The organism is Chlamydiales bacterium, assembly GCA_041395025.1.
Taxonomy (GTDB): domain Bacteria; phylum Chlamydiota; class Chlamydiia; order Chlamydiales; family JAAKFR01; genus JAJACP01.
The window spans coordinates 444,104-470,251 of sequence record JAWLBH010000001.1; the positions used below are offsets into that span (position 1 = coordinate 444,104).

General features: G+C 35.8%; 25 protein-coding genes. 7 read left to right on the forward strand and 18 right to left on the reverse strand.

What is annotated here, in order from left to right:
• The first annotated feature begins 29 nt into the window (after positions 1-29).
• From nqrB to nqrE, 4 genes are read left to right on the forward strand one after another with little or no spacing between them, the layout of a single operon-like run.
• The gene (gene nqrB, locus R3E91_01990; protein ID MEZ5314970.1) at positions 30-1,565 is read left to right on the forward strand and encodes an NADH:ubiquinone reductase (Na(+)-transporting) subunit B; all 1,536 of its coding nucleotides are present in this window, start codon (positions 30-32) and stop codon (positions 1,563-1,565) included.
• Positions 1,546-2,496: an NADH:ubiquinone reductase (Na(+)-transporting) subunit C gene (gene nqrC, locus R3E91_01995; GenBank protein MEZ5314971.1), complete on the forward strand. Its 951-nt coding sequence runs from the start codon at positions 1,546-1,548 to the stop codon at positions 2,494-2,496. The genes nqrB and nqrC overlap by 20 nt, the downstream gene beginning before the upstream one ends.
• On the forward strand, positions 2,489-3,130 hold the full coding sequence (gene nqrD / locus R3E91_02000; protein ID MEZ5314972.1) for an NADH:ubiquinone reductase (Na(+)-transporting) subunit D: 642 nt from the start codon (positions 2,489-2,491) through the stop codon (positions 3,128-3,130). Before nqrC ends, nqrD begins: the two co-directional genes overlap by 8 nt.
• A gap of 4 nt (positions 3,131-3,134) precedes the next feature.
• Positions 3,135-3,857, forward strand: a complete 723-nt coding sequence (nqrE, locus tag R3E91_02005; protein ID MEZ5314973.1) for an NADH:ubiquinone reductase (Na(+)-transporting) subunit E — start codon at positions 3,135-3,137, stop codon at positions 3,855-3,857.
• Between the two features lie 160 nt (positions 3,858-4,017).
• Here the strand turns inward: nqrE and R3E91_02010 are convergent, their stop codons facing one another.
• From R3E91_02010 to R3E91_02040, 7 genes are all read right to left on the reverse strand, one after another.
• Entirely contained in the window at positions 4,018-4,914 is an 897-nt protein-coding gene (locus tag R3E91_02010) for a hypothetical protein (protein MEZ5314974.1), read from the reverse strand.
• Between the two features lie 57 nt (positions 4,915-4,971).
• On the reverse strand, positions 4,972-5,337 hold the full coding sequence (gcvH, locus tag R3E91_02015) for a glycine cleavage system protein GcvH (GenBank protein MEZ5314975.1): 366 nt from the start codon (positions 5,335-5,337) through the stop codon (positions 4,972-4,974).
• Entirely contained in the window at positions 5,334-5,927 is a 594-nt protein-coding gene (locus tag R3E91_02020; protein MEZ5314976.1) for a hypothetical protein, read from the reverse strand. Before R3E91_02020 ends, gcvH begins: the two co-directional genes overlap by 4 nt.
• Positions 5,928-5,953: 26 nt before the next feature.
• The gene (locus R3E91_02025; protein MEZ5314977.1) at positions 5,954-7,939 is read right to left on the reverse strand and encodes a hypothetical protein; all 1,986 of its coding nucleotides are present in this window, start codon (positions 7,937-7,939) and stop codon (positions 5,954-5,956) included.
• A gap of 71 nt (positions 7,940-8,010) precedes the next feature.
• Positions 8,011-9,375, reverse strand: coding sequence for a phosphatidylserine/phosphatidylglycerophosphate/cardiolipin synthase family protein (locus R3E91_02030; protein MEZ5314978.1), 1,365 nt, complete (start codon positions 9,373-9,375; stop codon positions 8,011-8,013).
• A 41-nt stretch (positions 9,376-9,416) separates the two neighbouring features.
• Positions 9,417-10,802, reverse strand: coding sequence for a phosphatidylserine/phosphatidylglycerophosphate/cardiolipin synthase family protein (locus R3E91_02035; GenBank protein MEZ5314979.1), 1,386 nt, complete (start codon positions 10,800-10,802; stop codon positions 9,417-9,419).
• Positions 10,799-11,515, reverse strand: a complete 717-nt coding sequence (locus tag R3E91_02040) for a lipoate--protein ligase family protein (protein MEZ5314980.1) — start codon at positions 11,513-11,515, stop codon at positions 10,799-10,801. The genes R3E91_02035 and R3E91_02040 overlap by 4 nt, the downstream gene beginning before the upstream one ends.
• 410 nt (positions 11,516-11,925) lie before the next feature.
• On the opposite strand from R3E91_02040, the gene R3E91_02045 reads away from it, so the two are divergent.
• Positions 11,926-14,409 carry an ATP-dependent Clp protease ATP-binding subunit gene (locus tag R3E91_02045; GenBank protein MEZ5314981.1) on the forward strand — a complete coding sequence of 828 codons (2,484 nt, stop codon included), beginning with the start codon at positions 11,926-11,928 and terminating at the stop codon, positions 14,407-14,409.
• Between the two features lie 19 nt (positions 14,410-14,428).
• On the opposite strand, the gene mnmA is transcribed toward R3E91_02045, so the two are convergent.
• The 10 genes from mnmA to rnc all read right to left on the reverse strand — a co-directional run bounded on the left by mnmA (position 14,429) and on the right by rnc (position 21,914).
• Complete coding sequence (mnmA, locus tag R3E91_02050) at positions 14,429-15,466, reverse strand: tRNA 2-thiouridine(34) synthase MnmA (protein ID MEZ5314982.1); 1,038 nt, start codon at positions 15,464-15,466, stop codon at positions 14,429-14,431.
• 239 nt (positions 15,467-15,705) lie between these two features.
• Entirely contained in the window at positions 15,706-16,383 is a 678-nt protein-coding gene (locus R3E91_02055; GenBank protein MEZ5314983.1) for a PTS sugar transporter subunit IIA, read from the reverse strand.
• A 2-nt stretch (positions 16,384-16,385) separates the two neighbouring features.
• Positions 16,386-16,862, reverse strand: coding sequence for a PTS sugar transporter subunit IIA (locus R3E91_02060; GenBank protein ID MEZ5314984.1), 477 nt, complete (start codon positions 16,860-16,862; stop codon positions 16,386-16,388).
• A 4-nt stretch (positions 16,863-16,866) separates the two neighbouring features.
• Positions 16,867-17,310: a dUTP diphosphatase gene (gene dut / locus R3E91_02065; GenBank protein ID MEZ5314985.1), complete on the reverse strand. Its 444-nt coding sequence runs from the start codon at positions 17,308-17,310 to the stop codon at positions 16,867-16,869.
• A 20-nt stretch (positions 17,311-17,330) separates the two neighbouring features.
• Positions 17,331-18,230: an acetyl-CoA carboxylase, carboxyltransferase subunit beta gene (gene accD, locus R3E91_02070; protein ID MEZ5314986.1), complete on the reverse strand. Its 900-nt coding sequence runs from the start codon at positions 18,228-18,230 to the stop codon at positions 17,331-17,333.
• Between the two features lie 63 nt (positions 18,231-18,293).
• Complete coding sequence (locus R3E91_02075) at positions 18,294-18,929, reverse strand: Fe-Mn family superoxide dismutase (GenBank protein MEZ5314987.1); 636 nt, start codon at positions 18,927-18,929, stop codon at positions 18,294-18,296.
• A gap of 26 nt (positions 18,930-18,955) precedes the next feature.
• Complete coding sequence (locus R3E91_02080; protein ID MEZ5314988.1) at positions 18,956-19,582, reverse strand: uroporphyrinogen-III synthase; 627 nt, start codon at positions 19,580-19,582, stop codon at positions 18,956-18,958.
• 6 nt (positions 19,583-19,588) lie between these two features.
• The gene (locus R3E91_02085; GenBank protein MEZ5314989.1) at positions 19,589-20,242 is read right to left on the reverse strand and encodes a hydroxymethylbilane synthase; all 654 of its coding nucleotides are present in this window, start codon (positions 20,240-20,242) and stop codon (positions 19,589-19,591) included.
• A 381-nt stretch (positions 20,243-20,623) separates the two neighbouring features.
• A complete protein-coding gene (locus R3E91_02090; protein MEZ5314990.1) occupies positions 20,624-21,079 on the reverse strand; it encodes an NUDIX domain-containing protein in 456 nt (151 codons plus the stop codon).
• A gap of 124 nt (positions 21,080-21,203) precedes the next feature.
• Entirely contained in the window at positions 21,204-21,914 is a 711-nt protein-coding gene (gene rnc, locus R3E91_02095; GenBank protein ID MEZ5314991.1) for a ribonuclease III, read from the reverse strand.
• A gap of 368 nt (positions 21,915-22,282) precedes the next feature.
• Between rnc and R3E91_02100 the strand changes: the two genes are divergently transcribed.
• Together R3E91_02100 and R3E91_02105 are read left to right on the forward strand one after the other, a co-directional pair.
• The gene (locus tag R3E91_02100) at positions 22,283-22,726 is read left to right on the forward strand and encodes a DUF5070 domain-containing protein (protein ID MEZ5314992.1); all 444 of its coding nucleotides are present in this window, start codon (positions 22,283-22,285) and stop codon (positions 22,724-22,726) included.
• Positions 22,727-22,811: 85 nt separating this feature from the next.
• The gene (locus R3E91_02105) at positions 22,812-24,581 is read left to right on the forward strand and encodes a phospho-sugar mutase (GenBank protein MEZ5314993.1); all 1,770 of its coding nucleotides are present in this window, start codon (positions 22,812-22,814) and stop codon (positions 24,579-24,581) included.
• A gap of 90 nt (positions 24,582-24,671) precedes the next feature.
• Here the strand turns inward: R3E91_02105 and R3E91_02110 are convergent, their stop codons facing one another.
• On the reverse strand, positions 24,672-25,790 hold the full coding sequence (locus tag R3E91_02110) for a DEAD/DEAH box helicase (protein MEZ5314994.1): 1,119 nt from the start codon (positions 25,788-25,790) through the stop codon (positions 24,672-24,674).
• Positions 25,791-26,148: the final 358 nt, after the last annotated feature.

Genomic DNA, 26,148 nt, shown 5'->3' on the forward strand with positions numbered 1-26,148 from the left:
TTACCAAAAAATTTGCTACTTTTCGAAGTATGTTACGACGTTTTTTAGATTTTCAATTAGCTTTTTTTGAAAAAGGGAAACCTTTTTATAGATGGCGTCCTTTTGTCTCAGCTATCGATGCGTTTTGTTATGAAGTCCCCTTAAATACAAAATCTGCCCCTTTTATTCGCGATGCCATCGACTTAAAAAGATGGATGATGATTGTTTGTATTGCTTTAGTTCCAGTGATTCTCATGACGATTTGGAACACTGGATTGCAAAAAATTGTCTATGGCAGCGGAGATGCAAAGCTTATGAAAAACTATCTGATCGCCTCTTCTTCTTTTAAAGGCTATTTTTCCTTTACATTTGCAAATCATCGCTATTTGATGATCCTTAAAGAGGGAATCCAGATTTTTCTTCCAGTGACATTCATCAGCTATGCTGTTGGAGGAGTCTGTGAAGGCATTATTGCTTCAATTCGAAGACATGAAATTGCAGAAGGTTTTTTGGTGACGGGCATTCTCTATCCATTAGCACTCCCTCCTACCATTCCCTACTGGATGGTAGCTGTAGCTGTGATTTTTGGGGTGGTTATAGGAAAAGAACTATTTGGTGGAACAGGTATGAATATTTTAAATCCTGCTCTTACAGCACGGGCTTTTTTATTTTTTACTTTTCCTGGAAAAATGACAGGAGATGTTTGGGTAGGGAGTAATCCAACAACTATCACACAAAGTTTACAAAAAATGAATACTGAGGCTGGTCTATCTGAAATTGATGGATTTTCACAAGCAACAGCTCTTCAAGGATTAAACACAGCAATTCCAGAAATTAAGCAAATCCATGTCAGTGCAATTGCCACAAATACACTTGGTACAAAAGCACCTCATTATGAATTAATCCAATCGTATTTCAATAGATGGAATGAAGTTGGTAACCACAGTGCAGAACTAGGAAGTCTGACAATTGATCAAATGCGTGATTTTTTAACTAGCCCCATCACAGAAGGAGGGCTAGGTCTATTACCAGGGAACTTTTCTGCTGCTTATCATGCGACAGAATCGATTTTTGGATTAGAAAAATTTACTGATGGCAACCTCTTTTGGGGCAATGTTTTAGGAAGCATGGGTGAAACTTCTGTATTTGCTTGCTTACTTGGTAGTTTGTTTTTGATTTATACAGGAGTGGGAGCATGGCGTACGATGGTCGCCTATGGGATTGGTGCATTTGCTACTGCTTATCTTTTTCAATTTTTTTCTACTCAAACAGGAGTAGATAATGGAGCTTGGAATCCAGCTCGATATATTATGCCTATCCACAGGCAATTCCTGATGGGAGGGTTAGCTTTTGGCCTTGTTTTTATGGCTACTGAACCTGTGACTTCTCCGGGGATGCGAGGAGGTTTATGGATTTATGGAGTATTGATAGGAATTGTGACTATTTTAATTCGTTTAATTAATCCAGCTTATCCTGAGGGAGTCATGCTAGCTATCCTTTTTGGAAATGTCTTTGCTCCCTTAATCGATTATTATGTCGTTCGCTATTATCGAAGGAGAGTAATTCGTGGTCGGACTAAAAAATAAACGAGTTCCTCATACTGATTTTCAAATTCTTCTCTTCATGACTTCTCTTTGTTGTATCTGTGGCTTACTTTTATCTGTCATTGCTTACCTTTTGCATACACCTCAAGAAGAAGCAAAGAATTTCGATCAAAGCAGACAAATGTTAATTGCTGCAAAAATTCTTAATAACACGGGGTATTTTGAAATTTTTGATGAGGCAACAGAAAAAATTACTCCAGCCCAATATGATCACCATCAAAACATTCTTATTGAAGTAGAGGGAGAACCTCCAATAGCTTCTGATGAAGAGATTAAAGAGCTTGCTAATGCTCGTATCCGTCCTTTACTTACAACAATTAAAGGAGAAATATCTACATTAGAAGAGCAAAAAGTCATTCTATCCGATTATCTCGAAAAACATCACCAAACAGGATACGCCTCTCTTCCTTATAAACTCTTCTATGCAATTTTACCTAATGAATCAAATGCAATGGAAGTGACCTCAGAAGAGGTGATCAAGGATCTGAAAAAAATCTCTGTCTTTGTCATCCCTGTTTCTGGTTTTGGGCTGTGGGGGCCAATCTATGGCTATCTTGCTCTTAATCCACATAACGATAAAGTCATTGGAACCACTTGGTATGAACATGCAGAAACTCCAGGTTTAGGAGCAAACATTGGTGAACCATGGTGGCAAAAGCAGTTTTTTGGGAAAGAAATTTTTCAAGCCTCAGTAGATGGTAATCCCGATTTACAAACAAGCGATATGGGAATTATTGTTGTCAAAGGCAAGGTAAGCGATGTATATAGAGATTCACCTAAAGCTAGAAGTGCTGTCGATGGAATTTCAGGAGCTACACTGACTGGTGATGGGGTCACAGCTGCTTATAAAAATTCTCTTACTCCGTATAGGGAATTTTTAATTAAATATAAGGAAAATACATCAAATGACTAAAGAGCTTAATCTTAAAACCTATTTTCTAGATCCTCTTTGGAAAAGTAACCAGATCTTAATTGCTATTTTAGGTATTTGTTCTGCTCTTGCTGTGACCACCACGCTAAATACCGCTTTAACCATGGCAATTGCAGTCAGCCTCGTAACAGGATTTTCTTGTTTCTTCGTTTCAATTTTGCGTCGCGTGACTCCTGATAGTGTACGAATGATTACTCAGCTTGCCATTATTTCTTCTTTTGTTATCACCGTCGATCAATTTTTACGCGCCTATTTTTTTAATATTTCTAAAACTCTTTCCGTGTTTGTAGGTTTGATTATTACAAACTGTATTGTGATGGGTCGAACTGAAAGTATGGCTCGTCATGTTTCTCCGATTCCTGCTTTTTTGGATGGATTATCTGCAGGTCTTGGATATGGATATATTCTTTTTTTAGTTGCTGGATTGCGCGAATTTTTCGGATTTGGTCAGCTCTTTGGCATCCAAATTATCCCTGAAAGTTGGTATGCAACAGCAGAACATCCTGATCGTTATCAAAATTTTGGTATCATGGTCCTCGCGCCAGCAGCTTTTTTTATTCTTGGTTTTTTTATCTGGATCACGAATCTCATAAATAAAAAAGATAAATCAACATAATGCTATGTGGATAGGAAATTATACATTATTAAATCTTTTTGGTTTGCTGATCCAATCAGTTTTCATCCAAAATATTCTTCTTTCCTATTTTTTAGGAATGTGTAGCTATCTAGCTTGCTCTAATCGCCTTACTACAGCCAATGGACTTGGAATGGCAGTCACTGTTGTATTAACTGCTTCCGGTGTACTAAATTGGTTTGTATTTTATTTTGTCACAAAACAAGGAGCACTTTCTTGGCTTGATTTTCTTGGTTTCAACTTTGGAGAAGTAGATTTAAGTTTTCTAAATCTCATTATTTTTATTTCTGTCATTGCAGCTTTTGTACAGATCCTTGAAATCATTATCGAAAGGTTTTCTCCTCCTCTTTATCACGCTCTAGGAATGTTCTTACCATTAATTACAGTGAACTGTGCGATTCTTGGTGGAGTGTTATTTGCAACTACACGTGAATATCCATTAATCGCCAATGTGATCTTCTCATTTGGATCAGGATTGGGGTGGTGGCTAGCTATTGCATTGATCGCAGCTATTCGTGAAAAACTGACTTATTCTAATATTCCCAAAGGACTTGAAGGAATGGGTATCACATTTATTATGACAGGATTAATGGCTATGGCCTTTATGGGTTTACTCGGGATAGATCTTGCCACTCCTACGGGTCAAAAAACCCCTACCATTCAAGAAGATCTGTTCAAAACATCTGAGACGCCTCTTGCATATCCTTGAAAAAAATGATGATTTCTAAAAAGAACAGCTTGTGGATACCAAAAAAAGCCTATACCGTTAAAGCTAACTTTAATCATCAAAACTCAACGTGTGATCTTATTTGATGGAATTAGGAAATTTATGCATCTTATAAAGAAGTCTAATATTAGACTTATTAAAATCAAAAAGATAGCCTCTCTATTCGTTGTTTATTCACCCACAACTTTGCTTCTGCGAGAGCTAATTTGATGAGATCTGATACACTGTGTCTGATATCTAATTCTATCCTTTCCTCTTCTTTTATTCCCTCTCCAATGAGTTTTTGATTATAAAAAATCCCACATACATTTTTAATGTAGATAAAATACTCCTCACACATCAAAGCATCCTCTTGAGGATCTTTTTGAATAGTCTTTTTTCCATATTCAAAATGAAATTGACACTCCAGTTTGAATAAAATCTCTCCTGGTTTGTGATTAATCTCGATTCTTTCTGTACGAATAGTTCTTTGTGAAGAGCTAAAAACCAAATTTTTTCTGATCTCTTCTTCAACAGATTTTAGCTGATCATTTTCTTGCAAAAAGAGTACGAGCTCTTCATAGAATTGTTCTTTTCTCTTAATTTCATCTTCTAGATCAGATAAAGCTAATAATTCCTTTTTCTTCACTACATCTTTGTAGGATGGTGTTTTAAATAATTGCCGACCCGCTGTTTTTACTGGTTGTATTTTCTTCAAAATATCTGTAAAAAGACCATTGACAGCTTGAGCTATACTGCTCGATGTCAGATTAGCTCCCAAGACTTCTCTCTTATATTTACAAGCAAGCCAAACCTCTATACCTTCTTTTTTTGGTTGGTAAGACACCCCTGTATTTTTAAATTTCCCCATAATCCTTATATCTAATTTTTGATTAAACATAATATCGAGAACACTTTCTTTTTGGGTTTGTAAAGCCAAAAGATTGATCTTTTCTACTAAAGCTTTTTCCTGCTCTTGGCGGTAGGTTAATTGATTCAAAACATCACCTTCTCCTAAAAATAAAGTCACTAATTCTTCATTTGTTACTTGATTTGCCATAAGCTCTCTTTATATTTTGAAAAAAGGTGTTAACAAGGAATGAATTTTTAAGAAAAATCAAACATTTTTAATATATTTTTGATATGTTTCTTTATCCATAAGAAGATCAAGTTCCGCTGGGTTACTTAACCGAATTTTAAAAAGCCAACCATTCTCTTCTGCAGAGGTATTGACCTTTTCTGGATGATCGCGTAATGAAGAGTTGATCGCAACAATCGTCCCACTCACAGGAGTATAGATATCAACAGCTGCTTTAGTTGATTCTAAAACAATCACTTCATCTCCTGCCTTAACAGAAGATCCTTCAACTGGCAGTTCAATATAGACAATTTCCCCAAACTCTTTTTCTGCATAATCAGAGATTCCGACTGTAGCAATCTCTTCATTCACTACTATCCATTCATGTGATTCTGTATATTTCATTTGACAAGCCTTAAACTTGCCCAGAGAGAAGGTTGTTGTTCTATCATAAAATGTCTATCATCAGCAGAAAAACATTGTGAGTCATTATTGAGCCGATTAATGCGATAAGTAAACCCCAGTCTAGGAAACTGAAGAGGATCATATCCATACAAAGATTTAGAAGGAATAAAAATTCTAAACTGTCCATTTTTAATTTTTTTGATTTTGAGATTGTCTTGATCAGATAACTCGTGTTTATCCTCATTTCGAAATTTTGTTATTTCGCCCGCTTGAACCCAACTGCCATTGTTTTCGACAGGTTCTGGAAGAAAATAAAAATGATGACAAAAGCGAGTATTATAACCAGTAGTTTTAATATCACGTGTATCGTAGAAAAGTTCAATCGAATCGGCAATCTTAAAATCAGGAAACTTAGGTTGATTAAATCTTTCTGTCATCTCAACTTCAATAGAAATTCCCTCCTCACTCCATCCCATATAGAGATCTGCAAAAAAAGAGAGTCCATATATTTGAGAAAGATTTGGAAGCAAATGTTGCTTAGATATTGTCTTTCCATAGAGACAATTAGCTCGAATCTGAAAAAAATCCATAGGGGATAAATCAGATAAAGACTCGTTCAGTTCATCAAACATATTTGGTTTAATAGAGATTCGAAAAATTTAATTTTGATCTCTTTTGTAAGAATTTCTTGAACGCCTATCCATTTTTCTATCCGAATGTTGTTATCAATGGGGATCTTCTTTGGTCGAAAACAATAGACACCTTCTTTTTTATCACTAAATACAGGAGAAAACTCTCCATCTTTGACACCAATAACCTCATCAAATTTAATGAATAGTGGCTGAGCACGTGAGACTGTGATCTCTTTTTTCTCGATCTCCCAAATGCCAGATCCAGCCATTTCACGATATTTTTCGAGATAAGAGGCAAAAGAAATCTCATTTCTTAAAGGGGATCTAGATAAAAATTGCTTTGCTTCTTTAAAAGGAAGAATTTCTTTCGTCTCTGGATGAGCTTTAACAAGAATACGATAGTAATACTTTTGATCTTGAGTATAACCAATAATTTCCTCTTTTTGGTCTAATAGCTCTTGAAAAGCAGATCTATCACTTAGACCTGGAAGGAATTCTCCTTTCCCAGCAGGAGATAGAAAAATATCCATTTTTTTCATCGGAGCCTCAATAAGGGCCTCTTCCAACCAATCAGGATGAGCTTCAACAATTTGAGCAGCTGCATAAATATCGATCTTTTTTCGATCTTCTATTCGATCTAAGACTTCAAAAGGAGTCCCCTTTATAGATTTAAGTTCAGGAAAATAGGTTGTAATTTGATCCCAATTTGCAAGTTCCCAATCCCATGTCTCTTTGATACTGACTTTGGCTTGAAGAAGGTTTTTATCAATGTATCCGACAGAAAGAGGATAACGCTTTCCTACAATCTCAGGAGCACGTCTCTCTATAGTCTCAATTGAAGCATATGATTCAGGAAGTCCATGATTTAAAGAATCTGGTCTAATCGCTTCTAGATAAGTTGCAAATATCTCCTTAGATTCATGACTGTTAAATCGGTAATCAGAGGCCATTTGATAGAGTTCCAACACAACAGATTCATTTGCAGAATGATAAAATTGCTCAAAAATTAATGGATCAACAAGAAGGGTAGATTGGATGGCTTGCATCATTCTTCTAAATAAAGAAATATCTTCCCAAATATCAAGGATTGCAGATTCATCTAACCCTTTATGATGAAGGTAGATTTCTAAAAGTTCTTGGCTCGTCTTGATGGGTAGATCAAGATTGGCTGAAATTGCATCATAGGTTTTTTGATTTTTCACTAGAATATCTGCCAGTAGTTCATCACGAGAAACAAAATATCCCTCATTACGAGCGATTTCAGCGATTTGAATCACCACTTTTGCAATATGCTCTACAAATTTTTCGCCAAACCAATCTTTAAGATCATGATAATTAAAAAGGGTGATAGGATCCTTCGTTAGACGCGGATCGGCTGACTTACGTAAACATTCCTTTTCTTGATAACGAAGTAAATTAGTGAGAAAGGCAGGAGGAAAACATTTTTCAGATAAAAAAAGATCCATGCGGTTTTGAAAAGAATTTAGAGGATCTACAGCTGTCTGTAAAAGGTTTAACTTTTCAGGAATCTCAGAAGCAAACAGAGACCAGATTTTTAAAACAGATAGAGAAGAAATATAGGGGTGTTGATAGGGTTGATAATCTCTTTCCTTCATCAGTCGTATCTCTAAATCCTTTTGGTATTCTTCTTTGCATCGTGTAAATAAACACATGGCAAGTCCTCCCTCAAGAAAATCTTTAGAAATCAACCCATCATTCAGATAGTTACCATCGAAGAATTTAAATGATTCCATCCAGTCTTCTCGGTTAAGAAAATCGATCATGTGACTAAAATGAGCAGACTTTATTCCTTTCCCATTGGGAGTATAGAAGACAATCTCATTCCCTTTATTTTCTCCTAATCCAGGGGCAAAAGCCTGATAGGTCCCAAAAAAAAGAAAACTCGTTACAATAATAATTGTAGTGAATATGAAAAAATATTTTTGATGCTTTCTAAAAAAATGAAGCATGAAATTATCCTAATGTTGTGATCATAAAAGTATAGGAAATCTTATTCCCCTTTTCAAGCCCCATCATAAGGTTAAAGAAATCCACTAAAAGATTTTTGAAGATGACCGATGTAAGAAATCAGAGGATTAAAGTACCAATCAATTGCCTCCTCGGGATGAATCTCTCGACTTTTTTCTTTATCAATTTGATAGATTTCCTCAAACATACTTGCAACTTTTGGAGAATGAATTACCATGACCGTTTCATAATCAGAACAATGACTCTTTGTTCCAAGATTATAGCTTCCAATGACTACAATTGCATTGTCCACAATCATAACTTTTTTATGTAAGAGGATATCTTTGACATGGTATTCATAAATTCGCGTATCTTTAGGAGCCATGTTTTTGACTAAATTAGAAGACCAAAAATTAAATTTTTCACCAAAAAATAAAGGAAGATAGGAAAGACGATTCGCCCAAGCAAAATAGCTATTGTAATTAGGAGCATTCTCGCTTAGCCCATTGGTAATAATGGTGAGTTTGACTCCCCGATTCACTGATTCAAGGAGAGCCTCGAGAATAGCATCTACAGGATTCATATAGAGATTTGCAATTTTGATCTCTTTTTTAGCTTCGCGGATTAAACGAGTGTAGGATTGAGTAATCGGATTACAAAATTGATAGGGGCCACTGAAGAGATACTCCATTCGATCTTTTTCAAGAAAAATTTTTTCCTTTGATTCCTCAAATTTTTCTATAAAGGGCTTCTCAAGAACCTCGAAGTAAAATGGATTTTTTTCAAATCGATCAATGTTAATCTCAAAATCATTAGTCATATTATAATGATGCCAAAGAGCAAAAAGCTTACATAATGTCTGTCGAATTTCTATTGCAATAGGACCTCGTCCTACAATATCTTGATCACGAGTGCCTGCAGGCCCAAGTTTTGCAAAGATATTTAATTTTTCAAATTCTCTTTCTGGAGTAAAAGTTCCATCGGCACAATGTGTGGTATCAAAATTCGTTCCTCCAATTGAAAAATAGGATTCATCGATCACACATAACTTGACATGATTATTGATTCCTCCTATATCAGGCCAAACAATGATCACATTAGCAGCATATTCAAAATGAAAATTCTCTGGATATGTTTTTTTTAGATAGTCGAAAATTTCAAAATCCTCTTTCTCAAAGAAGACAGGTGACGTTAAAACATGAACTTGTAAATCAGGACATACTTCAAGTCTAGATTCAATTGCAGCTAAAAACTTACGAGCAATTTCTCCTCCAAAAAAACAAGGGGCAAAGTCAATAGAATGATGAGCATGTCGAATGAACTCAAGATCCCATTCCACTGTTTCAAGGCTATTTTTACACACAATCACCGCATTGTCTTCATCAGCTTTTGCTAAATTAAATGTAAAAAGCAAAATTATAAGAGATAGAAGATACATATCTTACCCATGCAAAATGGAGTTTATTCTAATAAAATCGCTTAGATTAATCCACTAAAACGTTTCTGAATGGAACCTAGATAGGCTGTTGATGGATTAAAATACCAATCAACAGCTTCTTGATATGAAACTTCAAGACTATGTTCAAGATCACGCGTATAGACTCGATTAATTGCCTTCACTACTTCTGAAGAATGGATGACCATCAAAGCTTCATAGTCTGAAAGATGGCTTTTCAAGCCTAAGTTATAGCTGCCAAGAGCAAATATATCCTCATCGATAATCAGGATTTTTTTATGCAAAAGAACATCTTTTACGTGATATTCATAAATGCGTGTATTTTTAGGTTTTTGATCTTTTACAGACCAATAATGCCAAAAATTGAATTTTTCACCTTGAAACAAAGGAAGATAGGAAAGACGATTTGCCCAACAAAAATACTTTGCATAATCAGGAGAGATCTCACTCATCCCATTAGTAATGATTGTTAGCTTGATTCCTCGATTCACTGCATCTAGCAGTGCATTAAAAATCGCATCAACTGGACACAAATAAAGATTCGCAATCTTGATCTCTTTTTTCGCTTCTTGAATCAACCGCACGTATTCTTCAGTAATGGAATTTGTGGCTTGGTGTGGACCACTCAATAAAAACTTCATCTGACGACTATCTACATGAATCAATTGATTAGACTGGTGAAAAGAGGGGACAAAAGGTTTATGAGTAATTGTAAAATAAAAAGGATTATCCAAAAAAACCTCTGGATCCTTTTCTAGTTTACCAGTTTGATTATAGTAATGCCATAAGGAAAAAATTTTACAAAATGCTTCGCGAAGTTCTTTTGCAATAGGTCCCTTTCCTACAATATCTTGATCCCTCATGCCAGCAGGTAGGCTATCATTAATGATTCTAAAAATTTTATTACGTTGTACCAAGGGGGTATAAGTCCCCTCTGAACACTGCGATCCATCAAGATTCGTGCCTCCAATCGAAAAATATTCTTCATCGATGACACACACTTTCACATGATTATCAATTCCACTCACATCCGGCCATAGAATTGTCACACAAGAAGCCTGTTCAAGGCGAAAATTTTGGGGATACTTATTTTTTAAGCGATTGATAATCACAAAATCATCTTCTTCAATAAGGATAGGGGTAGTTAGAATACTCACTTGAATTGTTGGAACCAATTCTAAACGTGCTTCAATAGCTGTTAATAATTTACGTGCAATTTCTCCTCCTAAAAAACAAGCTGAAATATCAATCGATTGTTGTGCATGATGAATAAACTCAAGATTCCAATTAAACATTTCAAGACCATTATCGCAAACAATTACCTGGGTATTCTCTTCTTGGGCTGAGAGATTCAATGCGATAAAAAAAACAAGTATGACAAGAAAAAAAGAAAAAAAACGTTTTATCATAAATCTTCAGCCATAAATCTTTTTTTAAGATGAATACGCAATTCACTACGTATTTCTTCTAATTCTTTACGCGTCCAATTTTCACCAAGAAATGAAAAACTATTGGCTCGGATAGCATCAAATACCTTAGTTTTTTGATTTAAGACTTGACATAGATCTCCTTCAGAAGGAGATCCGATCGCGATTGAACCTTGATGCAAATAACCATATTTCGTTTTTCTTTGTGCTGCACCACCGACTTTTTTACCTTGAATCATGACATCATATTTTGTCGGCATAGCCATACAAAAACTCTTACAATCATTATCAAAAGGCTCTAAGTTTTCAACAAAAAGATGAGTAGAAAGGTCAGTCATAGAAGTAATAATTTCAACCACACGTCTATTTACAAAGGCATAATTTTCAAGAGAATTATTAGAAAAAGCTGGATGAGAAGCTGGTACAATAATTGAAAATGCCAAATCGCAATTGTGAAATATAATCCCTCCCCCTGTCGGACGTTTAGCTAAATCAATCTTTTTGTTGACAATCTCTTCGAGATTTAAAAATTTCTTAGGATCTATAAAATATCCAAAAGTTGCTGCTTCTCTCTCCCATTCGTAGAAATGAAGAGTAGCTTCTCTCTCATATTCTGCATCTGCAAGCAAAGCAGAATCTAAAGCCATATTTGCAGCTGCATTACGAATCCCAGTATCTAAGCATCTCCAATGCATAATCCAATAATGATAGTTTACTAAAACTTAAAAAAAAATCATTTTTTATGATAAATCAATCATTGAAAATCAAATATTTAGTTTTTGATATGAAATTTTGCTAATACATTTTTCTACGGATAAGAAACCACCTATTCTGTAAATTTACCAATTCTTCAGAAAGAGGTTGATGGAAGATCGATAACAGAGGTATAGTGAAGAGGCTCTAGGTGGAGAGTTTAGCTTCTATTTTCAAATTGAAAAACTGGATTTTTTAATGATTCTTTACACAATCAAAGACAAGTGTTGATCTATTCAGATTAAAAAATCCATTGTTTTGAATTTAGCCTATAGGAATAAAGAGATAGTTGCCTAATTATTTCTTTTACCATATATCCTAGATTCTAAAAAGATACATAAGCGAGAAAGCAATGTTTGATAAGTTCACTAATCGTGCAAAACAAGTTATAAAACTAGCAAAAAAAGAGGCTCAAAGGCTCAATCATAATTACTTAGGTACAGAGCATATTCTACTAGGTTTACTAAAACTTGGTCAAGGTGTGGCTGTAAATGTCCTGCGTAATCTAGGACTAGAATTTGAAATCGTACGTAGAGAAGTTGAGCGTCTTGTTGGTTATGGCCCAGAAATTCAGGTCTATGGAGATCCAGCTTTAACTGGTCGTGTTAAAAAAGTTTTTGATTTTGCAAACGAAGAAGCTTCTAGTCTCAGTCATAACTATGTTGGGACTGAACATCTCTTACTTGGTCTACTCTGTCAATCAGATAGTGTCGCAGCGCAGGTATTAGAAAATCTCAATATTGACTTACAAGAGGTCCGAAAAGAGGTCTTGAAAGAGCTTGAAACTTTTAACCTACAACTCCCTCCTGTTAATCCATCAGGTGGTGTGGCAAAAATGAAGGATAAGGGCACAGACAAACTACCTGCACTAAGAGCGTATGGTTATGATCTCACTGAAATGAGTCGAGAGCATAAGCTTGATCCAGTGATTGGGCGCGATCAAGAAACTGAGCGTTTGATTTTAATTCTCTGTCGACGTCGAAAAAATAATCCTGTGCTCATTGGAGAAGCGGGCGTAGGAAAAACAGCTATTGTTGAAGGGCTTGCTCAACGCATTGTACGTGGAGAAGTTCCCGATAATTTAAAAAAGAAGAAACTCATTAGCCTTGATCTTGCTCTAATGATTGCAGGAACTAAATACCGTGGGCAATTTGAAGAACGTATTAAAGCTGTCATGGATGAAATTAAAAAACACGGTAATATTCTCCTGTTTATTGACGAACTACATACCATTGTTGGAGCAGGAGCAGCTGAAGGGGCAATTGATGCCTCAAATATTCTTAAACCGGCACTTTCAAGAGGTGAGCTACAATGCATAGGTGCTACAACTCTTGATGAATATCGTAAACATATTGATAAAGATGCAGCTCTTGAACGCCGTTTTCAAAAAATTATTGTTCAGCCTCCTAGTGTAGAAGATACAATTGAAATCTTAAATGGTGTAAAAAAACAGTATGAAGATCATCACAATGTCGCTATTTCAAATGAAGCTATAGAAGCCGCTGCTATTCTTTCAGATCGTTATATTTATGGACGATTTCTTCCTGATAAAGCGATTGATCTGCTTGATGAAGCTGGTGCACGCATGCGTATTGCGACTATGAATCAACCTTCTGATATCTCATCTATTGAAGGTGAAATAGAAGAAACCCGGTCTGCTAAAGAAAAAGCGATCAGCACTCAAGAGTATGAAAAAGCTGCTCGTCTTCGAGATCAAGAGAAAAAGCTCCGGGAAAAACTTCAAATGATTCGTAGCGAATGGGAAAATCATAAGGAAGAACATCAAATTCCTGTAGACGAAGAAGCTGTTGCACAGGTGATAGCCTCTCAAACTGGGATTCCAATTACTCAGCTGACAGAGGAAGAGACTCAAAAATTACTAAAAATGGAAGAAATTCTGCGCCTACAAATCATTGGTCAAGATGAAGCTGTTGGGATTGTCTGTAGAGCGATTCGCAGAGGGCGAGCTGGGATTAAAGATCCAAATCGTCCAACAGGTTCTTTTCTTTTCTTAGGTCCAACAGGTGTAGGAAAAACCCATTTTGCACGTCTTCTTGCTACTCTTATGTATGGTGGAGAAGATGCTCTTATTCAAGTTGATATGTCAGAATACATGGAAAAATTTGCAATCAGCAGAATGACTGGATCTCCTCCTGGATATGTAGGACATGAGGAAGGAGGACAGTTAACTGAACGTGTACGCCAACGTCCTTATTCTGTGATCCTTTTCGATGAAATTGAAAAAGCCCATCCGGATGTCATGGATCTGCTTTTACAAATCCTAGAAGAAGGAAGGCTAACGGATTCATTTGGACGTAAAATCGATTTTCGTCATGCAGTTGTGATTATGACTTCGAATCTTGGTGCTGATCTAATCCGTCATTCAACAGAGATTGGATTTAGTGCCAAAACTAGTGGTTACGATTATAAAACGATCCAAGAGAAAATTGAAAAAGCAATGAAAAAACACTTAAAACCTGAATTTTTGAACCGGATTGATGGGACAGTCATTTTCCGTCCGCTAGATGAAAAAGCGCTCGGACAAATTGTACATCTTGAGATTGAAAAAGTAGAAAAACGTCTTGCTAAACATCAAATTCATTTAGAACTGACAGAAGATGCGATTCATCTTCTTGTTAAGCTTGACAATTCTCCTGAGATGGGTGCTCGACCAATTAGAAGAATTATTGAGCAACACATTGAAGATCCTCTTGCTGAGAAACTCATTCGTAATCCAGGAGAATCTCACCGTTATCTAGTCAAAGTAAAAGATGAAAAACTAGTTTTTGAAGAAATAGAACTCCTTAAAAAAGAAAAAATGGGAGCTACAAGCTAATGATGTCTAGAGTTTTTGTTCAAAATGAATTGATTATCCCCCCTCCAAGACAAATGTGACCTTGGTAAAATACAATGGATTGTCCAGGAGTGACTGCTTTTTGAGGTTGATCAAAAACCACTTGATTTCCATCGAAAACAGTACAAGGGGTATCAGGACTGCGGTATCTTACCTTTGCAGTGCAGTACAAAGGAAGAGAAGGGGGACTCCCCACCCAATTCAAATCGTGAATCGTAAGTTTAGTACGGTAAAGAGTCGGGTGATTTTCTCCCTGTTCGACAAAGATGACATTACGGCTAGGATCCTTTCCAACAACATACCATGCCTTACCCTTGCCGCCAATATTCAATCCTCGTCGTTGTCCAATAGTATAGAAGGCAATGCCATCATGTTGCCCCACAACTGTTCCATTGAGTCGTTCTAAATTTCCTCTCTGACTAGGAATAAAATTTGAAAGAAATTTTTTGAAATTTCGCTTCCCAATAAAGCAAATCCCTTGACTATCAGGTTTTTGAGCTGTTACTAATCCTGCAGATTCTGCATATTTTCTTACTATATTTTTTTTCATTTCTCCAATCGGAAATAAAATTTTTTCTAAAAGAGACGTTTTAAGTGTATAGAGAAAATAACTTTGATCTTTTTCTTGATCTGCACCTCGTATTAAACACCATTCTTGATTGATCATTTCTCTTCTACAATAATGCCCTGTTGCAAGAAAATCTGCTCCTATTTCTATTGCTTTATCTAAAAAAATTTTAAATTTAATCTCACGATTACATAAAACATCGGGATTAGGAGTATCACCAATAGCATAATTCTTTAGACAAGAGGAGAAAACATTATCCCAATATGACTGAGAAAAATTCACTGGATAACATGGAATTTTTAACTGATCACAGACACACACTACATCCTTAAAATCATCCTCTGCAGAACATTTTTCTTCTTCCCAGTTTTTCATAAAAAGTCCAATGACTTGATAACCCTGTTCTTTTAAGATAAGCGCTGCTACTGAAGAATCCACTCCGCCAGACATGCCTATAACGACAGTTTTCATAAAAATTCAAAGAGAGCCTTTTATTAAAACGTGATTTATTTCGGTTAAACAGGAGTAAGAGAGATAAGAAATGTGCAAAAACATTGCAAAGGACAAACAAGAAATAGACATTTTCTCCAATATTCTTCCTAGCTATATCTCTTATAAGAGACTTTATTAGAATCTGCTATTAATTTTTATAAAAGAGAAACACACTTTTGATAAAAAAAAGAAATCGTAGTTTAAAATAACTAAAAAATCTAGCTATTTAATGAATTTTCCCAATGTTTAACAAATTCTAAAAGACGTGGTTTAGAAGGCTTTGTGGAAAAAAAGGCTCGAGTTTTCTCATTCGCGTTAATATGAGCAATTTTTGCAAGTAAATTCAGATGGTGGCGATCTTCACTGGCAAAGAGAAAAAAAAGCGTATGAATAGGTTGGGTATCAAGAGCACCATATTCAATTAAATGTTTTGGATAAACAACTATGATGACATCGTAATGAGTATCCAAAAGAAAATCTCGGGTATGAGGAATGGCAATCCCATGACCAAGAGCTGTTGACATCATGTTCTCTCGATCCATAAAAAGATCTGTTAATACATCGGGATCAAGATCAAATCGTTCCCCCATATATTTCATCGTATTTTTCACTACCTCTAATTTACTTTTTCCCAAGACATCATTTAATACCTCGCCTCTATAAAGAGCACGATAAAGGCTAAATTGCATATTTCCTTTTTGAAGATGTTCTTCTTGTGTCTCTTCGAAATGCTCTTCTAATTTATGTTGAATTAACCAATCTTCAATTTCAGAGCGACTAAAACGGTATTGCCGATTAATACAATAAGCAGGAATTTTGCCATCCACTAACCACCGTCTTACTGTTGTTTCAGAAATATTCAATAAATCAGCTACATCTCGAATTTTTAAATCCATGACTATATTCCCCTAAAAAGAGCTATAATGTCTTCTGGATTTGTAAATTGTAAAAGTTTTTTTCGACGTTCTTCATCTTTAATTGCTAAAGTTAACCGAGATAATAACTGCAAATACTCTGTCTGTCTATCATCAGGACCTCCGATCATAAAAATGAGACGCACTGGCACTCCATCAAGGGCGTCCCAGGAAAGCCCTTTTAAATGAATCCCAATCGCAATAAAAAAAGTTTGATATTCTGATAATTTAGCATGAGGTACGGCGACTCCCATACCAATAGCTGTTGAAACGATCGCCTCTCGTTCTAGAATCGCATGATGAAATGCTTCCTTATCTTTTAACTTTCCCTCTTCATGAAGAGAATTCACAAGAGAAGCAAGAGCAGCATCGCGATGATTAACATCGAGAAACTTGACTAAAGCAGCACTTAAATAATTAGAAATTAACAAATTTTGACTATTTTGTTTCGAAACAAGCATGCATTTAACCTATTCCCGTGTGTCCAAACCCCCCGGACCCACGTCCACTTTTACTAAGAGTCTTTGTTCTCACAAAGCGTGCTTTAAACACAGGAGTCACCACCAGCTGAGCAATTCTCATATCGGGCTTTACCTCAAATTCACTCTCTCCATGATTGATTAAAATCACCTTAAGTTCACCTCGATAATCTGAATCAATGGTAGCTGGGGTATTAAGAATGGTAATTTTATCGTGACACGCCAACCCACTTCTAGGTCTAATTTGGATTTCATAACCTTGAGGAATTTCAAAAAATAATCCTGTGGGAATAAGAGCCGTATGACCTGGGGAAATTATGAGGGAATCACTCAGATGAGCTCTAATATCAGCACCAGAGGCACCTTCTGAGGCATAATGAGGGAGATCTTCCCTATCCGTTAGGACTAGAATCTCAATATTTTCTTGCATAATCGACAAATCATCGCTTTTTAACTATCATCTGTCAATAAAAACAATTGATTCATTTGCATTGTGACAAATTCACGCTCATTCCCAGTTAGAAAATCCAAAAATTGAGATAATTTCTTCTTCATCTCATGTCTTTTAATAATACAATCAATCATCCCATGTTTCAGAAGAAATTCCGATTTCTGTGCTCCTGGTGGAAGTTTTTCTCGAACGACTTGCTCAACAACTCTTGGACCCGCAAAACAAATCAATGCATCGGGTTCAGCAATAATAATATCTCCTAGAGAAGCAAAAGACGCTGTGACACCTCCTGATGTCGGGTTAGTCAGAACAGAGATAAATGGAATACCAGCCTCATGCAATTTAGCCAATGCAGCTGATGTTTTAGCCATCTGCATCAGTGAAAAAATTGATTCCTGCATCCGAGCCCCACCAGAAGCAGATACAATAATAAGAGGAATTTTTTGCTCTAAGGCAAGCTCGATAATTCTAGTTAAACGCTCTCCAACAACTGATCCCATTGATCCTGCCATAAATCCAAAATTCAGCACTCCAATAGCAACCTTATGGCGACTCAAAGTACAAGTCCCTACTACCACTCCTTCAGAACTTCCCGATTGTGCAATAGCTTTTTCAAGCCGTTTAGGGTAAGAGATCGTATCTTTAAAATTTAAAATATCTATAGACCTAATATCATCAAATAACTCTTCGAATGTGCCAGGATCAGCTAACATCTCAATTCTCTCAGCCACAGGCAAACGGTAGTGATAATTACACTTTTGACAACAGTTGAGATTTTGAGTCAACTCGTTGGCATGAATCATTTCATGACAATGATTGCACTTCAGCCAACCGCTAAATCCATCAGCTTTGGATGATTCGACTTTAATTTTAGGTTTATCACGCGAAAATAAAGGCATAGAAGTTTAATTCTAAACCAATAACCTAAAAAAGTCTATTAAAAAAACTAAAATTAAAAAAAACTATTTACCGTATGCTGGGCAAGATTTGAAGCATTCTGCATAGCGTTGGCTGACATTTTTCCAGTTCACTACCCCCCAAATCGCTTTAAGATAATCAGGCCGGAGATTTTTATACTGAAGATAGTAAGCATGCTCCCATACGTCTATCCCAAGTAGAGGAATCTTATTTTTCGTACTGAGTAGAGGATCTTGGTTAGAACAAGTTTCAATCACAAGTTGATGATTTGTTTTACAAAATCCAAGCCAACACCAACCCGAGCCCTGAATAGGAATAGCTGCAGCATTAAAACTATCTAAAAATTTTTCGAAAGATCCCCATTTTTCGTCAATCTTTTCAGCAAGCTTACCCACTGGTGGCTCTCCTCCTCCCTGATTCTGTGGGGCAAGGTTTGTCCAAAAAATACTATGATTAATATGACCTCCTCCATTAAAGCGAATTGCAGGCTGGAGGGAGATCATAGTCGGAAGGTCGCCATTTTTTTCTGACTCATCATATTTTTCAAGAGATTCATTAAGTTTTGTCACATAAGTATTATGATGCTTCTTATGGTGCAATTCCATAATTTCTCGACTAATCACAGGCTCAAGAGCTTGGTAAGCATAAGGAAGATCAGGCAGAACAAATTTTTTGACCATCTTTTTTCTCTTATCTAAGATTTAATTTATTGAATCAGGTTAGTTGAATGAAACAATTTGTTCAATGCGTTTTCAGTGATAGGGCCAATGGCTCTACATTTTTTTCTATCGGGTAAATCATCACAAATTTTTCCAAAAGCTTCTACAGTCGATGGACTCGTAAAAATTAGTTCATGAAACATTTCAAGATTAGGCAATCGAACATTTTTTGAATAGGTGTCGTAAAGAACAAATGGGATTCCTCGATGTTGAGTTAAATATTCAGGAAGCAGAGGACGAGAACGAGCTGAATGAGGATATAAAACATGAGCATACGCGATTTTTTCTAAGAGTGTCACTACGCTTTCGCTACACGCTGTTTCGGGAATATAGGCTGGCGATAGACCGAACTTCATAAGTTGTGCCACTGTTCCTAATCCAATACAGATAAAATTTTTCTCTTTCGATCCATTGTAATGAAAATAATAAGTAATCGCTGTTCGACTTGTGAATAAAACATGAGAGTAAGAGGTCAATAAAAATGGCTTCACTCGCTCATAAGAAAGAGGAATTGTTTCGATTAAAGGAAAATGGAAGACTTCGTCTTTTGAAAAAAAATGGCTAGGATCTAGTCCAAAATACAGAACATTTTTTCTCTTTTTATTACAAAACATATACTTTTAATAAAAATAATTGCGTATTTCAACATCTCCCTGACGCCCTAAAATCGCAAGTTGACCTTGCAAAGGAGCAGAAGGGCCTGGTAATTTAACCCGATTGAGTTGTGTTAGACCCAAACGGATTAAAGCTGCTTCAGCAATAACGACTCCATCCACTTCTCTCCTATGCAATTTTTCAATTCGCTCTTCAATCGTTCCTCTAATATCAACAAATGTCACATCATTTATAATTTTACGCACCATCTCTTCTCTTCTTATAGAAGAGGTAGCGACAATAGATTTTTTTGATAAAGTTTCTTGATTACGCAGCACCAGACTATCAGCAGGATCGATGCCTTTAGTCAATTTAATAAGCTCTAAACCCTTTGGCAAAGGGTCAGGTAAGTCCTTAGCTGAGTGAATGCCAATCCGACACTCTCCACTTAACACCATCTCATCAATTTCTCGGGTAAAAAAATCAGTTTTCCCGATCGTACGCAGTGAAATAGTTCTATTACGATCCCCTATTGTCTCAATATAAATGGGTTCAAGAAGGAGGTGGGGATAGGTAGCTTGAATCTCTTCAACTTGCTTTTTTGATAAATTAGAATTTCTTGCACCCACTTTAATAACAATCTGCTTAGATCGTATTTCATCTTTCAGTTTGATTTTCAAATCTCCTCTTTTTCTTATTTCTGAATTACATCAATGTTAATGCAGATTTTTAAATGTATCAGGATCTATTCATCAATATAGGCCACTTCGAAGATGATTCCCAAGTTAATTATGAATGAATGATTTTTAACTTTTTTAGAAGATGTCATCTACTCACAACAAAGTAGAAAGGATATAGTCTAGACATGCTAAAACAAAGATATTCTTCAACTAATTTTTTCATGATTCTAGATTTTGTCTACCAAAAATATATGTCGTGATTTCGAGTTCTGCTAAAACAACTGAAAAAAATGACAGACCAACAAGAAATCTTTTTAAGTTTTCGGCAAAGAGAGAATAACCAGTTATTTGAATGAGATGATAAATCTCTTTTTAGAATCATCAAAATCCCCATTCAGAATAAAATTGACCTAAAGCAATGAATTTTAAAGCAGCAATGTTATAATCAATGGTATTCTTAGGAAAAGAAGGAATGGAGAAAAAACCAATTTCTTTGCATTTTATAGGCTCTTGATTCGAGATCTCTCCTTTCCAGTCGATAGCGTCGAAGAAGATATCGATATTGATCCGGTTTGTTTTACGATGCATAACATGAACTACTCGTAACGCATTTAAAGAAATCTCAATCCCTAATTCTTCCTGTGCCTCTCTGATGATACCCTGGGTAGCAGATTCCCCAAACTCTACATGACCTGATAACAACCCCCAATGACCATCTAAAAAGCCCGTATTTTGCCTTAACATAAGCAATATTTTATCTTGATCATGCAAAATTAAGAATGCATTTACACTTGCGGTAATTCTGTGCTTTCCAAAAAGAGTGTGATATTTTTTCATAGCCTTCTTTTCTCCATCTCATAAAAGCCATTCTATTCTTCTAATTTAATCATAGAATGAATGTTCATCCACTTTTGATTTTTGTAATCTTATTTTTTCATAAATATGAGTCGCTCTAGAATAATTAAAGATGCTGACGATGTTTTTCGATCTCGAGAAGAGCATTTTTTGCAGCTTCTACTTGGGCAGCTTTTTTTGAAAACCCTGTCCCCTCTGCTTGTTTTTTCATACCCACCCAAAGCCCTACTCTAAATAGCTTGTGATGAGAGAGACCTTGTTCTTCTATGATCTCATAGCGAGGAGTAGTCTGAAATTGCTTTTGAGCCCAGTCCTGAAACTCAGCTTTCCAATTTCTCTGAGGTGATTCAATCAAATGATCGATTTCTTCCTTAAAATGGTGAAGAAAGAAGCTACTCGTCCCTTCAAGTCCCCGATCAAGATACACCGCTCCCATGATTGCTTCAAATAAGTCAGCTAAAATTGACTCTCGCCCCTTTCCTTGATTGGTTTCTTCTCCTTTACCAAGAAGCAAATATTCGCTAACATCAAGATGTTGAAGATATTGAACACAGGTCGCAGCATCGACAAGTTGAGAACGTAATTTTGAAAGCCTCCCTTCATCAAGGGTAGGATGGGTTTTATATAGATAGTGAGTGATGATAAGGTTTAGAATGGAATCTCCTAGAAACTCGAGTCTCTCATTATGATCAGAAATAGTTTCTTGATTTTCATTCCAAAATGAACGGTGAACAAAAGCTAAAAAGAGCAACTCAGAATCTTCAAAGACCACTTTTAATCTCTTTTCTATAATCTCAATTGGAAAGTTTTTTTGCATTTACCTCAAAAAATCTTAATATTAAATGGTTGACCAGGATAAAAAGAAGAGCTTTTTAAAGCTACTACTATGCATTACTCTCTGAGTTTCATAGATTAGAGTTTAAAAATGCATATATCGACCTCTAGAAGAAAGTTTTCTTACCCAATTATTGAAGAAATCCGAAAATACGGCACATATCCTAGTTAGGAGATAAAAATAGGATTGAATTCATAGGGATAATATAAGATCAGATGAAAGAGTAGTGAATACTGGCCTAATGTTATAACCTATTGAAATCGATTATAATAGAGATAAAACTACTAGAAACTTCAATCTTTCTACTATACCTATAGACGAAAGTGGTCTTTTATCATAAACTTTTGGTTATGAGACGCCCTATTTTAGCATCTGAGTACAAAAAATTTTTTCAAAATAAAGGTTATATTTCCTTTGAAAATCTCATCCCTTCTGATGAAATCCAGAGTCTTTGGGACAAAATTCTTAAACGACATGAGGAACTACCAGAAGCCTCTCATGAAAATATTTCTCGTACGATCCCTGAAGTCCTTAAGATTGCTTATAAACTTGGTAAGATCGTAGCTGAACTATTAGATCGTAAACCTATCCGTTTTTTATATGACATGTTTATTGAAGATTTGAATCTCATACGTCCCATTCAAGACAGAGAAATTGCTCTTTTGTTATCTCGCTCAGGGAAGGGGATTTTTTCTACTCATTCTTCTCATTTTCATGAAGGAAGAGAAGAAAACTACCTTCTCATTCTCTTTACCGCAAACTATGTGAATACTCCTATCATTTATAATAATTAGTTCAATAGCCAATGATCATCTAATACAATTTATGGATGACCTAAATTTCATTTTTGTTTAACGATAGGTATCAAGTAAGGCTTAAATGAAAATCATAATTGATAGCAACACACAAAAAAATATTGATCATTGGCTAGACGGCCATTATGACTTTGAAACAAAAGAAGAGATTCGACGTTTACAACGTGAAAACCCTGAAGAACTTATAGATGCGTTTTATACTACACTGACATTTGGCACAGGTGGTTTGAGAGGGATTATGGGTCCAGGAACGAATCGGATGAATATTTATACTATCCGCACAACAACTCAGGGACTCTCCAATTACATCAATGCTCAAATCTCAAATCAAGAAACCCCTACAGTCATTATTGGTTATGACTCACGCCATCATGCTTCGAAATTTGCTCAAGAAGCGGCAAATGTTTTGGCAGCAAATGGGATTGAAGTCTTTATTTATGAAGCCTTACGTCCAGTTGCTTTAGTCTCCTTTGGGGTTCTCTATAAAAAAATGACAGCTGGAATCATGATTACAGCATCTCACAATCCTCCCAATTATAATGGTTATAAAGTTTATTGGGGGGATGGAGGTCAAGTTCTTCCTCCTCATGATAGAAACATTATTGAGGCAATCCAACAGATTTCTTCCGATGAAATGGTGAAAACTGTTCGATATCCTCATCCCTTAATCCATAAAGTAAATGGAGAGATTGATAGAGCCTACCTTGAAACTATCCATAAACAACAGCTTTATTCTAAAGATAATAAAAATCATGGTCAAACATTACATGTCGTTTATACAAGTTTACATGGAGCAGGCATTACCATCCTTCCTTTAGCTCTATGTGATTGGGGCTTTACTCATCTTACAATCGTAGAAGAACAGGCAACTCCTAATGGAGATTTTTCAACAGTCACCTCTCCTAATCCTGAAGATCCTGCCGCTCTTGCTATGGGAGTCGAGAAACTGAAAAAAGTGAAGGGGGATCTTTTAATTGGCACTGATCCGGATACCGATCGAATTGGTGTAGCGATGATCCATGAAAATGCTCCTTTTTTCTTTGACGGTCATCAATTAGCTTGTCTCCTACTCAACCATATCTGCTATGGATTGCAGAAAATGAATAAGATGCCTTCACAACCCATGTTCATTAAAACCATTGTTACAACTGAACTCTTTCGCAAAATTGCAGAATATTATGGAGGTGAATGTCTTGATGTCTTGACGGGTTTCAAATACATTGGTCAGAAAATTGCTCAATGGGAAGAAGAAAAATCCCCCTATCACTATATTTTCGGCGGAGAAGAGTCGTATGGTTATCTTTTTGGTTCGCATGTGCGAGATAAAGATGCGATTATTTCTGCCGCATGCATATGCGAAGCTGCTTTACAACTCAAAAAAAAAGGAGAAACACTGGTAGATTCTCTCTACCAGATCTATCAAACTCATGGGATTTTTCGTGAAAAGCTTTTATCTCTTTCTTTTGAAGGAAAACCAGGGGCCAAGCGTATAAAAGCAATAATGCAAAATTTACGCAACTCTCCTCTAAAACTTGCTAATATCCCCGTCATAGCCATAGAAGATTATCTATCTCAAACTAAGACTAATCTTGACACTGGTCAAAAAGAAGCTTTGACATTGCCGAAATCTAATATACTCCGCTTTTGGCTGATAGATGGATCGAAGATTGTCGTACGTCCTTCAGGTACTGAATCTAAAATTAAAATCTATGCTGCGGTAGAAGATAAAAATCCTAAAGGAGATGGTGAGATTGAAAAAGCGATTAACAGATGCGATGCGCATCTCAATAAGATGCTTCTACTCATAGAAAACCAATTATCTTCCCTATCATAACAAATATCTTCCTAAGATTGAAGATCTCTTGTGATTTTTTGAGTAAGAAAATCCTATGCACTCACATCAAAATTTCTAAAGATGATAAGACTATAAAACAGGTGGAGGATTTAACCATTTGGGATCGCGTTTTAGCATTTTAAAAATTTTTTTCACTTTTGGCATCTCCCGTTTTGTTACCAAAGTCACACATACTCCTGTACGACCCGATCGTCCTGTTCGACCTGCTCTATGAGTATATGTCTCTTTATCAAGAGGAAAATGCAAATTAAAAACATGAGTGACTTCACTAAAATCCAAGCCACGAGCAGCAATATCGGTAGCAATTAAAAAACGGATTTTCCCTTTTTGAAACTTATTGACTAACATACAACGAAGTTTTTGTTCTAATCCTCCGTGTAGAAAATCCACTCCAGGAATTTTAGATTTTAGATAATGATAAAGCGCTTCGACTTCACGACGTGAATTGGCAAAAATCAGACATTGAGTGGGATTAAATTTTTTGAGTAGAAATACCAATTCTTCTTGTTTCTTTCTAGGATCTGAGCAAAAGGTAAGTTGATGTCTTAGCTTAGCTGGAGTGGGTTTGTTATGAATTAAAATAATTTCTTCTGGATGAATCATGTGGTTTTTTGCAATCATTTCAATCTGTTTAGGCATAGTAGCAGAAAAAAGAAGTGTTTGATGTTGATGAATTAAACAATTGATAATGAACTCTAAATCTTCATAAAATCCCATGCCAAGCATTTGATCAGCTTCATCTAAAACAAAAATGGTAACTTTTGACAGATCTATCAATCTGGAAAAGATAAGATCAATTAAACGACCAGGTGTTGCAATTAATACTTGGCAACCTCCTTTTAATTTAGCATGCTGCAGAGCTATATCTTCTCCCCCAAAAAGAGCAAAAACTTTGACTTTTTTGAAAGCACCAATTTTTTGTGTTGCTGTTGCATATTGCAAAGCTATTTCTCTTGTTGGGACAATAATTAAAGCCTGGATATCAGGTTGATCAGGATTGACTTTATGGCATATAGGAATTGCACAAGCTGCTGTTTTGCCAGATCCTGTTTCTGCAAGAGCAATGAGATCTTTTCCTTTTAAGATAAGAGGAATGGCGAGCTCTTGAATCGGTGTAGTATTTTGGTAAGTAAGTTTTTCAATTGCCTTAAGAATTAAAGGATCCAAATCAAATTGTCCAAACGCCATAGTATGCTTACCTATCTTTCCAAATCATTTTTTTTGCAAATGATAGAGAAATCAGTAAAGCAAAAATTGTCTTAAGCTCATCAATCATCTTTGTCTCTTTCTGTATTTTAATTTTCTTCAATATCTGATAGACAAAAAAATATGAAGTGATCACTATTTCTTACAATCGGCCTATTTTTCAGTAGTTTTTTTGATAGTTCGTTCACTTTATCTGAATAATTGACTATAAGATAACCTACATGATAAGGGTAGCTGAAAAATCAATCAAGTAAGCCGTAGAAGAGTCATAAAAAGCCAACAAAGTATAGCATTGACTGGTATTAAAGAAAACTAGGAATCCTATTTAAGAGAGTCTAGA

Coding starts and splice junctions, on each gene's coding strand:
- R3E91_02105 (MEZ5314993.1), top strand. CDS start 22,812: ATGAAAATCATAATTGATAGCAACACACAAAAAAATATTGATCATTGG.
- nqrE (MEZ5314973.1), top strand. CDS start 3,135: ATGTGGATAGGAAATTATACATTATTAAATCTTTTTGGTTTGCTGATC.
- mnmA (MEZ5314982.1), bottom strand. CDS start 15,466: ATGAAAACTGTCGTTATAGGCATGTCTGGCGGAGTGGATTCTTCAGTA.
- R3E91_02020 (MEZ5314976.1), bottom strand. CDS start 5,927: ATGGATTTTTTTCAGATTCGAGCTAATTGTCTCTATGGAAAGACAATA.
- rnc (MEZ5314991.1), bottom strand. CDS start 21,914: ATGCAAAAAAACTTTCCAATTGAGATTATAGAAAAGAGATTAAAAGTG.
- R3E91_02010 (MEZ5314974.1), bottom strand. CDS start 4,914: ATGGCAAATCAAGTAACAAATGAAGAATTAGTGACTTTATTTTTAGGA.
- R3E91_02100 (MEZ5314992.1), top strand. CDS start 22,283: ATGAGACGCCCTATTTTAGCATCTGAGTACAAAAAATTTTTTCAAAAT.
- R3E91_02035 (MEZ5314979.1), bottom strand. CDS start 10,802: ATGATAAAACGTTTTTTTTCTTTTTTTCTTGTCATACTTGTTTTTTTT.
- R3E91_02055 (MEZ5314983.1), bottom strand. CDS start 16,383: ATGGATTTAAAAATTCGAGATGTAGCTGATTTATTGAATATTTCTGAA.
- R3E91_02030 (MEZ5314978.1), bottom strand. CDS start 9,375: ATGTATCTTCTATCTCTTATAATTTTGCTTTTTACATTTAATTTAGCA.
- R3E91_02040 (MEZ5314980.1), bottom strand. CDS start 11,515: ATGCATTGGAGATGCTTAGATACTGGGATTCGTAATGCAGCTGCAAAT.
- R3E91_02110 (MEZ5314994.1), bottom strand. CDS start 25,790: ATGGCGTTTGGACAATTTGATTTGGATCCTTTAATTCTTAAGGCAATT.
- accD (MEZ5314986.1), bottom strand. CDS start 18,230: ATGCCTTTATTTTCGCGTGATAAACCTAAAATTAAAGTCGAATCATCC.
- gcvH (MEZ5314975.1), bottom strand. CDS start 5,337: ATGAAATATACAGAATCACATGAATGGATAGTAGTGAATGAAGAGATT.
- dut (MEZ5314985.1), bottom strand. CDS start 17,310: ATGCAAGAAAATATTGAGATTCTAGTCCTAACGGATAGGGAAGATCTC.
- R3E91_02060 (MEZ5314984.1), bottom strand. CDS start 16,862: ATGCTTGTTTCGAAACAAAATAGTCAAAATTTGTTAATTTCTAATTAT.
- R3E91_02080 (MEZ5314988.1), bottom strand. CDS start 19,582: ATGTTTTGTAATAAAAAGAGAAAAAATGTTCTGTATTTTGGACTAGAT.
- nqrB (MEZ5314970.1), top strand. CDS start 30: ATGTTACGACGTTTTTTAGATTTTCAATTAGCTTTTTTTGAAAAAGGG.
- nqrD (MEZ5314972.1), top strand. CDS start 2,489: ATGACTAAAGAGCTTAATCTTAAAACCTATTTTCTAGATCCTCTTTGG.
- R3E91_02075 (MEZ5314987.1), bottom strand. CDS start 18,929: ATGGTCAAAAAATTTGTTCTGCCTGATCTTCCTTATGCTTACCAAGCT.
- R3E91_02045 (MEZ5314981.1), top strand. CDS start 11,926: ATGTTTGATAAGTTCACTAATCGTGCAAAACAAGTTATAAAACTAGCA.
- R3E91_02025 (MEZ5314977.1), bottom strand. CDS start 7,939: ATGCTTCATTTTTTTAGAAAGCATCAAAAATATTTTTTCATATTCACT.
- R3E91_02090 (MEZ5314990.1), bottom strand. CDS start 21,079: ATGAAAAAATATCACACTCTTTTTGGAAAGCACAGAATTACCGCAAGT.